Below are 11,240 nucleotides of genomic sequence, written 5' to 3'. Positions count from 1 at the left end.
TGAATCCTAGTAGCATACAGTGATTTTACTGTAATTCTGTCACAAAGCAAAAGATGACAGGAAATTTTCAGTAAATGTGAGTATTTGTTAGTATTGGTTAAGAAAACAGTAACTAGCTACTAACCCTTGATATATCTTGCTTTTTACCTGTAAAGTTTTCATATTTATTCAGCAAACCCTAAATAACATACATTTCACTAAAAGCTTACCTATTCTTAAACTTTTAATATTACAGTCAATGCAAGATAGCGTAAAAATATCTTCCATCTAAAATCTATTAACCCAAGTTGCTAGTTAGGAATAGGAGTCAGGAGTCAGGAGAAAGAATGAATTATAATGGTGTTCCCTGCTTTTTTGCTGTCTACGTATCCTTCTTACTTTGATTTGAGAGCCTTTCTTGCAGAACTAGCAACTTACGTTATTTAAATTTATACCTATTATACCCATCTAACTAAAAATGATGTTTTCCACAACTGAAACCCTCATCTACCCTAAAAACAAACATTTAAACCAACAAATATTTACTCGTCGGTCAATAATTCCAGTCAGCAATGATGTATTGTGGCGTATTGATCGAGGGTTAGTTCGCACCTTGACTTGGAATGAAGATGGAACATATATCACCTTGGGTTATTGGAGTTTAGGAGATATAGTTGGCTATCCTTTGTCAAAAGTCAACCCCTACCATATTGAGTGTTTGACCAGTGTAGAAGCGACTTTGATACCGCCCCATCTTTGGCATGAAGAGATAAAGGCATTGTTGCACTACATTCAGCAAACAGAGGAACTTTTAAGCATATTACATCGTAAGCCAACTTCTCTAAAGTTGTGGAAATTTTTGGTGTGGTTGAGTGAAAAATTTGGTCGGGATATAGAACAGGGTAAGTTGATTGATTTAAATCTTACACATCAAGAGATATCAGAGGTGTTGAACACAACGAGAGTCACAGTTACACGACTATTGCAGAAATTTGAGGAAGAAGGAAAAATATCACGTCATAGACGCAGTGTTGTGCTGAATTTACAGACCCAATTAACCAGTATTTCTTCCAAAAATTAACTTAAAATATTAATTTGGGACTTGTGCTGGATACCATAAATAATATATAGTGAATACAAAGAATTTTATGTGTAAATGCCCTGAAAACTTCGGGTATTTTATCATAATCATCAAAATTCCTTAGGTGTGAGTGAGAGTAAAAACATGACAAAACTATTTTGGAATGTTCTAAAAGTTAGTCCAGTTATTGCAGCTACCTTGCTGTCTGCTAATAGTGCTTTAGCAAACGAAGTCAATCAACAAGCAACCAGTGTTGCACAGTTATCTCAAGAAGCTAATAGCATCGGTCAAGTAACATCCGTTTCTCAATTTTCCGACGTGCAACCCACTGACTGGGCGTTTCAATCTTTGCAGTCATTAGTTGAGCGTTACGGTTGTGTTGCAGGTTATCCTAATGGTACTTTCCGCGGTAATCGTGGTTTGAGTCGGTATGAATTTGCAGCAGGTTTGAATGCTTGCTTAGACCGAGTTAACGAATTGATTGCTACTGCTACCGCTGACATGGTAAGCAAGGAAGATTTAGCTACCTTGCAACGATTACAAGAAGAGTTTTCTGCTGAACTAGCAACTCTGCGTGGTCGTGTAGATGCTTTAGAAGCTCGTACTGCTGAGTTAGAAGCTAATCAGTTTTCTACTACTACCAAGCTGAGAGGGGAAGCGATTTTCAGTGTGTCTCAGGCTTTTGGGGATAAACAAGCTGATCAAAACAACAACCCCAATGACAATCCTAATTTAGACAGCAACATAACTTTCTCCAACCGGGTGCGGTTAAGCTTGCAAAGCAGCTTTACCGGTAGGGATATGTTGCAAACCCGGTTGAATGCAGGTAACTTTACATCATTAAATACTGCTGTCACAGGTACTCCCATGACCCAACTGGGTTATGAAAGTGGCGGTGGCAACAGTGTTACTATTGACAAACTCAACTACGCTTTCAACCTGAGCGAAAAAATCCGTGTCAGGATTGACGCTGTTGGTGGTGAGTTGAACGAAAACGTTAACGTTTTCAACCCTGACTTTGCAAGCAGTGGTTCAGGTGCGCTATCCCGTTACGGACGTTTCAGCCCTATCTATCGCCAAGCAGGTGATGGTACAGGTATCACTGTTAACGTTAATCCTCAAGGACCATTGAATTTAAGTGCAGCTTATTTTGCTACAGGTAGAAATAATGCTGCCAATCCAGCTGATGGTAGAGGCTTGTTTGATGGTAGCAACACTATTTTCGGTCAGTTAGCATTCAGACCCAATCAAGCTTTCAACGTTGGTTTAGCCTATGCTCGCACTTACCAACGAGGTGGTGCTGGGTCTGACGCTGTCAATCTCTTCGGCAGCACAGGCAGTACCTTTGCTAATCGTCCTTTTGGTGGTGATACTAGAACTGAGGCGGACAACTACGGGTTACAACTGAGCTTCAACCCCAGTGCTAAGGTAACACTGGGTGGTTGGGTTGGTTACACCACAGCTAATGCTCTTACTGGCAACACCAACAGAGATGCAGATATGTTTTACTGGGGTACTACCCTGGGCTGGAAAGACTTTGGTAGAGAAGGTAACACTCTTGGTTTAGTCTTTGGTCAACCACCTAAAGTTACTGGTGGTAGTGGTGGTATTACTAAAGAAGCCAGCACTTCTTACCATTTAGAAGGTTTGTATAAGATGAAGGTTTCCGATAACATTCTGATTACTCCTGGTTTGTTGGTGATCTTCAATCCTGAACACAACGATAAGAATGACACCATTTATGTAGGTACTTTGCGTACTACCTTCAGCTTCTAAGTTGAGTTAGTTGTGATGTAGGCGTTTGATTAAACCTACAAATTTTAACCCGCCTCAGGGCGGGTTTTTGTTTGGGAAATTGTCAGAATCAGGATTTCCAGGATTAAAGGATGAACAGGATTAAAACTAGGATTTTCTCACCTGTTACCAAATTACCCATAGGACTTACCTTTGGTAACTAGCCGTAGGTAGGTGATCGCCTCAACTAAGTCACTGTTTTTACTGATTTAATACCCTGGCTGCATTTTTGAACCAACAACCAACGGTCAGAATCTTGATCTAATGCTGGTTTGAGACGGAAATTAAATACTTCTTCCCATACTTCTACCCCATACTGACTAACAAAATCAGCTTCTAAAATTTTGAATTGTTGCCAGTTGCGATCGCTAATTGCATTCAGCATAGGAACAATAGTATTTATAGGCACTTGAGTAGCTGTTTCACTCATTTGGGTAATCCTCAAAAATACAGATTATTGGCAGGGGTTCATCTTCTGTGTTGATAATCTCGACTAATCGCTTACCTTTGCTTCTAGCAAGTTTTATACAACGCTCCTCCGTTGATGCTGCTGACCAATCCCTAGTTTCTGCTAGGTAGTCAAACTTGCCTTTGGAACGTTTGATCTCATCTGTCATGCTGATTTTTGTGGGCTGTTTTGTTTATTTTGGGAATCAGTAGTTGTATATTTGCTGTCTAAACTTGCTGTAATTCTTGTGCAAATTGAAGTCTGGGTAATGGTTCTAGTGGAGTAACCACAGGGGAGTAGTGGCAATAACAAATCACTACTGATTCAAACCCACCCACAGGTAAATTAGGTACATATTCCTCAACTCTTGTCACTTCCCAATCACCTACCCTGCTATGGGTACTCGCACCTGGAAATTGAGGATCAATAAATTTTTCAACTGTGTGAAAATCTCTTAGTCTGTATCCTGGTTGGGGAATTGGTTTTTTGGAACCATCGTAATGTTCTGCAAGTATATCAGTACAAGCACCTGTGTGAGTTAATAGCATTTGTTCCCACTGTTGAGAGCTTGCATCCTCAGCTTTAAAAATAATGTACTTACTCATCTTTTTTGTCCTCTTGGTAACTGGGAAACTGAGTCTCACCTTGAAAAACACAGTCAACTGCTAACGGATAACTGATAATAGAAGAAACTATCCGGGTCAACCCACGTCATCAAATCTATCCATATCATTGGAAATATCATATATGAGAAGTCTTATGAGTTGGCAGTCTGGAACTGCGGCACTGATGACAATAGCGATTACTACAGGTGCTGTCACCCCTTTATTTACCTTTGCTCCTGCTCAAGCACAATTCAATATTAACCAACCCCGAACCATTACCATTCCGGCAAATGTCACCTTACCTGTGACTTATGAAAAAGAGAAAGTAATTGTAAATCCTGGAGAAAGATTACCTTTAACGCTGAGAATAGCTAATGATATTATCGACAGTAACAGAAATGTGTTGATTCCGGCTAATACTGAGGTGGTAGGGGAGTTACAACCGGTGAACCTGCCTAACAGTAACAATAAAAAAGGTGTACGCTTTGTAGCTAGAGAATTAGTATTTGCCACTGGGAGACGGTTACAGATTAATGCTAATTCTCGCACTATCACCGAAACTGAAAAAATCTCCAAAGGAACTGATACTGGACAGGTTTTAACTGATGCTGCTATTGGTGCTGGTGCAGCTACTGTGATTTCACTACTGACAGGTAACAAGAAAATTGAAACTTTAGAACCTATTGGTGGTGCTGCTGCGGGTGCTTTAGCAAGTGTGCTGTTGCGGAAGAAACAGGCTGATGTTTTCGTTTTGCGGACGGAAGAGGATTTAGATATCACACTTTTGTCTAATTTGGTACTATCTCGTAACTAGACTTAACTTAATTGCAGTCGTGAGTTTTATGATGCTGAAAAAGCGATCGCCATTGCAAATATTGTGTGCGATCGCTTGATTTTATGTTAAAAACAATATTTAATAGATGACTAAAGTAGATGACTAAAGTCATAATTCACTGCTGTTACTAAATTCGTATTTCTATCAATGACAGTAAACCTAAAAGTAAAACTATTTACAAATTCAAGAAACAACTGGGAACAGTTTAAGGTGAAAATTGTCTAAGTAGTTAACAGAGTAGATAACAAAAAAAACAAATAAAGCAGTTACTAGGTAGGTTAGGACAAACAGTGATTATCAAAGTCAGATAGCAAAAGACTTTTCATGTTTTTCCTATCCCCTGTTAAAAGTTACCTGTTCCTTGTTCCTTCTTATAATTTTTACAGGAGTAAAATCAATGTTTACTTTAAATCGCTTGCAATCAAAAACAGCCTTATTCATGGCTTTGAGTGTCACAGTTGGCAGTGTAACACCTTTAATAACATCTGCACCAACCTTAGCACAAACTGGTTTTTCTGATGTTTCATCTAATTATTGGGCATCACAATTTATTCAACAGTTATCACAACGGGGTGTAATTGCGGGATTTCCTGATGGTACATTTCGTCCAGAAGAACCGGTGACACGGGCGCAGTTTGCAGCCATGATTAATAAAGCTTTTAGCAAGTCTGCACAACGGCAACCTATCAATTTTAATGATGTGCCTAGTAATTATTGGGCATATAACGCCATTAGACAAGCTTACTCTATTGGTTTCTTATCAGGATATCCTGGCAATGTTTTTAGACCTAACCAAGCTATTCCCCGTGAACAAGTTTTAGTTTCTTTGGCTAATGGTTTAGAATATGCTGCTACTGGTAATGTGGAAAGCACTCTACAATTATTCAATGATTCTGGAAGTATTTCTGGCTATGCTCGTACTCCCATTGCTGCGGCCACTGAAAGAAGTATTGTCGTCAACTATCCTAATGTGAGATTTCTCAATCCTGGTGTAACTGCAAGCAGAGCGCAAGTAGCGGCTTTCATTTACCAAGCTTTAGTGAGTGCTAATCAGGCTGCGACTATTAACTCACCTTATATTGTAGCTCTGCAAACCACACCACCACCAGTTACAACTGTTACCATTCCCCAAGGAACAGTGATTCCTGTCAAGTATGAACGGGCTGAAAAAATTCTAGTAACTAAAGATGAAACTGCACCTTTAACTTTAACCACATCACAAAGTGTAATTACTCAAGATGGTAGAGTAGTGATTCCTGCGGGGAGTCAGGTGATAGGTGAACTTAGACCGGCTCAAGGTGGTTCTCAATTTGTAGCACAAAAATTAGTTTTAACCACAGGGCAAGAATATAATGTGAGTGCTAGTTCTGATGTGATTACCAAAGTGGAAACTGTGAGGAAAGGCACTAGCACCAGTTCAATTATCAGAAATACTATATTGGGAGCAGGAGCAGCAGCAGCAGTATCTGCGGTGACAGGCGATCGCGCCGTGGCTACAGAAGAAGTTCTCGGAGGTGCTGGTATTGGGGCGCTGATTGGTCTTTTCTTTGGTAGAAATAGTGTGGATTTAATTGCCATTGAACCTAACACAGATTTAGAAATGACAATTAATCAAAATCTATTAATTTCTGTGCAATAGTGGTGATGGGTGATGGGTGATTGGTGATTGGTAATTGGTAATTGGTAATTGGTGATTGGTGATTGGTAATTGGTAATTGGTAATTGGTGATTGGTGATTGGGAAAAATAAAATTGATTACCCAGTCCCCAGTCCCCAGTCCCCAGTCCCCAGTCCCCAGTTAGCTATCACCTACTTCCGGCAACCAAATAATAAAGGTAGTTCCTGGATGTTTTGGGGAAGTAATATTTGAATTTAATGCAGGGCTGAAAACTTCGATTTCTCCTTGCATTTGTGCGATTAATTGTTTGGCGATCGCAATTCCTAAACCGGTTCCAGGAATTTCTGTTTGTGCTTGTACACCGCGATAATGTCTTTCTCCTAAATGCTTTAAGTCTTCTGGAGGAATACCAGGACCTGTATCACTAATAGCTAAACCTTGAAAATTAGCTTTTTGCAGTCCGGTTTGAATCCAAATTTTCCCGCCAGCAGGGGTATATTTCAAGGCATTATCAATAATATTACTCAATACTTCTCTGAATGCTTTGATATTAGCTTTTACTAATGGTACATTTTCAGGGATATCTGCTATTAATTCTAGATTTCTTTCTTGGGCAATAGCTTGAGCCGATATTAATAATGGTACTAATAAATCTTGTAAGTGACAATCAATAATATTTTCTCCTGTTCCTGGCAGTAATAGGGGTGGGTTAGCTGGTTTCTGTACAGATGCCTCAACAACAATTTTGGATTCTGGCAGTTTAGACTCTGGCAGGGGAATGGGGGTTAAATCTGTATCTGTTAAGTCTATAACTTGATCAAATTGTTGTAATAATTCTTGGAGGCGATCGCTTTCCCTAACTATACTGGTGGCTACATCTCGGTTAGGATCTGCTGGCCGCAATCTTTTAAACAGCAGTTTCCCAAAGGTGCGAATAGCTGTTAAAGGGTTGCGAAACTGGTGTAAAAGATTATCCAATAAATCCCGTTGTTGTTCTTGCAGAAGTTGTTGTTGATGTAATTGTTGTTGTAACCAAACTTGACGCTGATCTAAAATACAGGCGATCGCTAGGGTTTTAGCTATGCGTTGAATTTCCCTTTCTTCCGATTCATTCCAAGGTCGATCTTCTCTTCCTGTCACCAATAACCCCATCATCACACTTTCATAAATCAGAGGTAACACAATTTGATTACCACTGAATATATATTCATCTTCTAAATTTGGTAGGGGTGTATTTGTATTTTCTGACTCCGGGGATGGAGGATCAGAAACTGAACCTGCTGTCAATAACTTTCCCCGCTGGTCTGGTAATGCCAAAATTTTACTAAATTTTATTTGCTTGTTGTCTTGACCCTGAACCAGATCCTCGGCTTGTTTTAATCTTACTGTCTCTGGGTAAACCACCACTGGAATTAATTGCGCCTCACCTGTGGGAGTGTCTACTAATTCTTGAGTTAAATAGACAACACTCAAAGACGCTCCCAGTCCTTGGGTTAACAGAGATATTTGCTCTTTGCATAGAGCAATAAAATCAGAACTAGCAGAAATTAACATTTTTAGTTCTTACTCAGGATTATGGACTAGCGGCTGATAGCAGGTAACTGGGGATTGGGGATTGGGTTATTAATCTTCCCCTGCTCCCCCTACCTCCCCTGCCTTCTGCTGTACTAAATATTTTATAGCGTTTTCCAGTCTAATGAATTACACAGCAATTTATTCTCTGTTCCCTGTTCCCTATTCCCTAAGACCAAAAAACTTGATACATTTCCGAATTTCTAGTGATTTATACTGTAATGTACACGATACTTTGCTACTGATAATTTTTCTAAATTGCTAACAGATGACTTTAGTTGTATCAAAAGGTTAAAAACCATTGATTTTTTCAGTTATAACTTATATAATTACGACGGGTTTTGTAGCTATGACTACAAACTTATAGCTTGAAAGAGGAGGACAATAGGTTGGCAAGGAGACGCAAACGGAAAAGTCGTCGTCGTCAGGAAGGACGACGGATTCTAGAACACGTACCTCAGTACAGCATAGAAAGTGGCGAAGATAAACCTGTGACAGCAGCGAGAAAATTCATTCAAGCTGAAGGTATCTTGCCTCCTGCCTTGCTACTTGTAAAACGCAACGAACACACTACAGACCGTTATTTCTGGGCGGAAAAAGGTCTGTTTGGCGCTCAATACGTAGAAGAGAATCATTTTCTATTTCCTAGTCTGAGAGTGTTGGAAACTCCAGCTAGTCAACAAGAATTAGTGGCTGTGGCAAGTCGCTAAGTTCTAAAATTATCTCTTACGCATTGAATCCTAATTCTTACTTCTGACTGTGGCATTAATTAACTGGCAAAATTGATCAGTTTATGCAAAAATTCAATTTTTTTTAAGTTTGTAGCTGAACTGTCAGTAGCGCTAATTCAATTTAGATTGTCAAACCCTGTGCAGTTTTAGATTGCATGGTTTTATATCTAAGATAATCATACAGGAGGGAGTAGCAACAAAATCAAGCACACAAGAATATGTTTTGCTTAGATATAATGAGCTTTAATTGCTAAATGTATCTAAAAGCAAAACTACCCATATAAGATTTGGTGTGTTTCCTCCCTACTGTTCTCTTTCCTCAAAAGTCTGTCAGAAGTTAGCAATTCATCATCAGGATGCGATTATCAAGCCTGGACTAACAAATCAAGTTTAGTCAACCATTTTTAACTGTAATGCCTTTTGTAACTCAGCGAGTTCATCACGATGGGCGATGACAGTAATTATACTTGAGGAGTGTTGTTCATTTGGGGTAGACTCCATTTTGAGTGACACTTTCTCAAGTCTTCCTGCTTTGCGCCAATAAAATATACCACTTAATGGTGACAGCAGGACTAAAACCAAGAAAAATGGACTGTGACTAGAAAAAAGCTGAGATAAAACCAAAGAGAGGCAAGCAAAACCAACTGCGGCTAAAATAGTTAAGAATATAGCTAAAAACCAGCTAGGTCTAACAAATCCTTCAAAATTAACCTGATTCCTTTCTTTCTCTATAGATGTTACACGGTAGGAACGGGAGCGAAAATACTCCTTGAGTTGGTTCATCAAAGTAGCTTCATCTTGCTCAGAAGTTAACTGCGCTTGTTCGGTGCGGTCTTTTGTAGAAGCACGAATAAAGAAAAATAAGCCTACTGATAAAAGTAAAGTGAGTAGGAAAGTAGATTGCACAATAGTATTACCCATAATTAATTTTGACTTTTTGATCTGACATATACATTATCAATTATTCTGGAAGTTAAGGGAAGCAGTGATGAGTGATAGGTGATTGGTGATTGGTGACTGAGAATAATTATTTAATTACCCATTACCCATTACCTATTACCTATTACCTATTACCTATTACCGAATATATTTAATATTTAGATTTATGACACAAAATTTTGAAACCCCATCCTCTAATATTAGAGCGATCGCCCAAATGTTTCGCCTAGCAGGTTGGATTAGTTTTTGGATACAATTAGTTTTAGGGGTAATTTCTGGTATAATAGTGATATTATTTGCCTTTTTTAGTCAAAGACCAGGAAGCCCTAGTAATAATCCCGGAACAAGCTTTGGTGTGTTTTTAGCAGTTTGTGGACTAATTGTTTTAGGTGCGGGTATTTACTTAGCCTATAGGTATACAACAATTGGCAAACAATTAGAATCCTCAAATCCTAGTAACCGTCCTCGTAAGCTGGAAAGTGTGCAAGTATTAAGATTAGGGTTATGGGTAAATTTAGGTGGAATTTTAGTCACACTGTTAGGAGCGCAAGCGATTGTAGGTACACTGGTTGCTAGGTCAATTTCGCCACAAGCAGTAACAACGCAATTATTTGACCCCACTCGGATTATTAGCGGTTTAGATATGCTTGTAGTACAGGCAAATATAAATACTGTATCAGCGCATTTTTCAGGACTTATAGCTTCACTATTTTTATTGAATCGGATTACAAAGTAGGTTGGTAATGGGTGATTGGTGATTGGTGATTGGGATAAATGCTATTATTAATCATGGAAAATTAGGTACTTCTAAAATAAATCCTGGTAAAACATCTTCTCCTGATAAAGTTGTCGGTAAGGATAGAATTTCTACAGGTTGATTTTGACGATAAATTTCTACTTGTTGATTTTGGGGATCAATTAACCAACCTAAACGTAAACCACTATTCAGGTATTCTCGCATTTTTTCCTGTAATTGAGTTAAAGAATCGGTACGAGAACGTAATTCTATGACAAAATCAGGACAAATTTTAGGGAATTTTTCTTGTTCTTCAATGCTTAAAGCATCCCAACGTTCATTAGCTACCCAAGCGACATCAGGAGAACGTTTACCACCATTAGGTAAAGTGAAAATAGTGGAAGAACTAAATACTTTTCCTAGCTTAGTTTGACGATTCCAAATTGCAACATCAGCATTAAATTCTGATTCTCTATTACCACTAATTGCACCCACTGGAGGCATAATAATTAACTCTCCTTTAGCTGTTTCTTCCAGTTTCCAATCTTCATTAATTTGACAGAGATTAAAAAATTGTTCATCACTTAAACCGACATTTTTGATATTTAAAATTACTGGTTCAGATGTCATCATTGCTGAAAACCTCTTGATTTTGATTTTGATTTTAGTTTATCATATTTTGTAGGTTGGGTTAAGTGATAGCGCAACCCAACAAAATCTTATCAATATCTTATTAATTTTGGGTTTCGTTCCTCTAAATGTTGGGTTTCGTACCTCAACCCAACCTTGTATCTTAGAGGTATGTTAGAGGAAGTGGTAGACCGTCCCAACCTTGGTCAGAAAAGACCGCTTCGTAGCAAGGATCACCACAACAATCTCCATGACAGAACTCGAACAGTCGC

Annotated in this window: 13 protein-coding genes; 6 read left to right on the top strand and 7 right to left on the bottom strand. The window is 38.7% G+C overall.

Annotated features, from left to right (window positions below; translation table 11 throughout):
* Nucleotides 1–457: 457 nt before the first annotated feature.
* The gene (locus tag FFR48_RS20205; RefSeq protein WP_096572008.1) at nt 458–1,060 is read left to right on the top strand and encodes a Crp/Fnr family transcriptional regulator; all 603 of its coding nucleotides are present in this window, start codon (nt 458–460) and stop codon (nt 1,058–1,060) included.
* 144 nt (nt 1,061–1,204) lie between these two features.
* The gene (locus FFR48_RS20200; protein ID WP_137668616.1) at nt 1,205–2,836 is read left to right on the top strand and encodes an iron uptake porin; all 1,632 of its coding nucleotides are present in this window, start codon (nt 1,205–1,207) and stop codon (nt 2,834–2,836) included.
* A gap of 205 nt (nt 2,837–3,041) precedes the next feature.
* On the opposite strand, the gene FFR48_RS20195 is transcribed toward FFR48_RS20200, so the two are convergent.
* Genes FFR48_RS20195 through FFR48_RS20185 form a run of 3 tightly spaced genes read right to left on the bottom strand, consistent with a single transcriptional unit; the run spans nt 3,042 to nt 3,907 of the window.
* The gene (locus FFR48_RS20195) at nt 3,042–3,284 is read right to left on the bottom strand and encodes a hypothetical protein (RefSeq protein WP_137668615.1); all 243 of its coding nucleotides are present in this window, start codon (nt 3,282–3,284) and stop codon (nt 3,042–3,044) included.
* On the bottom strand, nt 3,277–3,471 hold the full coding sequence (locus FFR48_RS20190; RefSeq protein WP_137668614.1) for a hypothetical protein: 195 nt from the start codon (nt 3,469–3,471) through the stop codon (nt 3,277–3,279). Before FFR48_RS20190 ends, FFR48_RS20195 begins: the two co-directional genes overlap by 8 nt.
* Before the next feature lie 58 nt (nt 3,472–3,529).
* Nucleotides 3,530–3,907, bottom strand: coding sequence for a hypothetical protein (locus FFR48_RS20185; RefSeq protein ID WP_137668613.1), 378 nt, complete (start codon nt 3,905–3,907; stop codon nt 3,530–3,532).
* A gap of 142 nt (nt 3,908–4,049) precedes the next feature.
* Here FFR48_RS20185 and FFR48_RS20180 point away from each other — a divergent pair, with 142 nt between their 5' ends.
* The gene (locus FFR48_RS20180; RefSeq protein ID WP_137668612.1) at nt 4,050–4,721 is read left to right on the top strand and encodes a conjugal transfer protein TrbI; all 672 of its coding nucleotides are present in this window, start codon (nt 4,050–4,052) and stop codon (nt 4,719–4,721) included.
* A gap of 7 nt (nt 4,722–4,728) precedes the next feature.
* On the opposite strand, the gene FFR48_RS30190 is transcribed toward FFR48_RS20180, so the two are convergent.
* Nucleotides 4,729–4,854, bottom strand: coding sequence for a hypothetical protein (locus tag FFR48_RS30190; RefSeq protein WP_255427166.1), 126 nt, complete (start codon nt 4,852–4,854; stop codon nt 4,729–4,731).
* Between the two features lie 285 nt (nt 4,855–5,139).
* Between FFR48_RS30190 and FFR48_RS20175 the strand changes: the two genes are divergently transcribed.
* Nucleotides 5,140–6,381 carry an S-layer homology domain-containing protein gene (locus FFR48_RS20175; protein ID WP_137668611.1) on the top strand — a complete coding sequence of 414 codons (1,242 nt, stop codon included), beginning with the start codon at nt 5,140–5,142 and terminating at the stop codon, nt 6,379–6,381.
* A gap of 159 nt (nt 6,382–6,540) precedes the next feature.
* Here the strand turns inward: FFR48_RS20175 and FFR48_RS20170 are convergent, their stop codons facing one another.
* Entirely contained in the window at nt 6,541–7,914 is a 1,374-nt protein-coding gene (locus FFR48_RS20170) for a GAF domain-containing sensor histidine kinase (protein WP_137668610.1), read from the bottom strand.
* Between the two features lie 407 nt (nt 7,915–8,321).
* Between FFR48_RS20170 and FFR48_RS20165 the strand changes: the two genes are divergently transcribed.
* Complete coding sequence (locus tag FFR48_RS20165) at nt 8,322–8,642, top strand: DUF3155 domain-containing protein (RefSeq protein WP_096572014.1); 321 nt, start codon at nt 8,322–8,324, stop codon at nt 8,640–8,642.
* Nucleotides 8,643–9,053: 411 nt separating this feature from the next.
* Here the strand turns inward: FFR48_RS20165 and FFR48_RS20160 are convergent, their stop codons facing one another.
* Nucleotides 9,054–9,584, bottom strand: a complete 531-nt coding sequence (locus FFR48_RS20160; RefSeq protein ID WP_137668609.1) for a cofactor assembly of complex C subunit B — start codon at nt 9,582–9,584, stop codon at nt 9,054–9,056.
* Between the two features lie 184 nt (nt 9,585–9,768).
* On the opposite strand from FFR48_RS20160, the gene FFR48_RS20155 reads away from it, so the two are divergent.
* Nucleotides 9,769–10,338 (top strand): DUF3611 family protein, encoded by a 570-nt coding sequence (locus tag FFR48_RS20155; protein WP_137668608.1) that lies wholly within the window; start codon nt 9,769–9,771, stop codon nt 10,336–10,338.
* A gap of 51 nt (nt 10,339–10,389) precedes the next feature.
* Here the strand turns inward: FFR48_RS20155 and FFR48_RS20150 are convergent, their stop codons facing one another.
* Complete coding sequence (locus FFR48_RS20150) at nt 10,390–10,968, bottom strand: Uma2 family endonuclease (RefSeq protein ID WP_201277654.1); 579 nt, start codon at nt 10,966–10,968, stop codon at nt 10,390–10,392.
* Between the last annotated feature and the right edge of the window lie 272 nt (nt 10,969–11,240).

The organism is Sphaerospermopsis reniformis (genome assembly GCF_005402885.1).
Classification (GTDB): Bacteria; Cyanobacteriota; Cyanobacteriia; order Cyanobacteriales; family Nostocaceae; genus Sphaerospermopsis; species Sphaerospermopsis kisseleviana.
This window is presented reverse-complemented; position numbering and strand designations above follow the sequence as displayed.

What these genes read in the sequence shown, in the direction of transcription:
- FFR48_RS20150 (WP_201277654.1), bottom strand. Translation starts at nt 10,968, where the DNA reads ATGACATCTGAACCAGTAATTTTAAATATCAAAAATGTCGGTTTAAGT.
- FFR48_RS20180 (WP_137668612.1), top strand. Translation starts at nt 4,050, where the DNA reads ATGAGAAGTCTTATGAGTTGGCAGTCTGGAACTGCGGCACTGATGACA.
- FFR48_RS20200 (WP_137668616.1), top strand. Translation starts at nt 1,205, where the DNA reads ATGACAAAACTATTTTGGAATGTTCTAAAAGTTAGTCCAGTTATTGCA.
- FFR48_RS20205 (WP_096572008.1), top strand. Translation starts at nt 458, where the DNA reads ATGATGTTTTCCACAACTGAAACCCTCATCTACCCTAAAAACAAACAT.
- FFR48_RS20155 (WP_137668608.1), top strand. Translation starts at nt 9,769, where the DNA reads ATGACACAAAATTTTGAAACCCCATCCTCTAATATTAGAGCGATCGCC.
- FFR48_RS30190 (WP_255427166.1), bottom strand. Translation starts at nt 4,854, where the DNA reads ATGACTTTAGTCATCTACTTTAGTCATCTATTAAATATTGTTTTTAAC.
- FFR48_RS20170 (WP_137668610.1), bottom strand. Translation starts at nt 7,914, where the DNA reads ATGTTAATTTCTGCTAGTTCTGATTTTATTGCTCTATGCAAAGAGCAA.
- FFR48_RS20160 (WP_137668609.1), bottom strand. Translation starts at nt 9,584, where the DNA reads ATGGGTAATACTATTGTGCAATCTACTTTCCTACTCACTTTACTTTTA.
- FFR48_RS20175 (WP_137668611.1), top strand. Translation starts at nt 5,140, where the DNA reads ATGTTTACTTTAAATCGCTTGCAATCAAAAACAGCCTTATTCATGGCT.
- FFR48_RS20185 (WP_137668613.1), bottom strand. Translation starts at nt 3,907, where the DNA reads ATGAGTAAGTACATTATTTTTAAAGCTGAGGATGCAAGCTCTCAACAG.
- FFR48_RS20190 (WP_137668614.1), bottom strand. Translation starts at nt 3,471, where the DNA reads ATGACAGATGAGATCAAACGTTCCAAAGGCAAGTTTGACTACCTAGCA.
- FFR48_RS20195 (WP_137668615.1), bottom strand. Translation starts at nt 3,284, where the DNA reads ATGAGTGAAACAGCTACTCAAGTGCCTATAAATACTATTGTTCCTATG.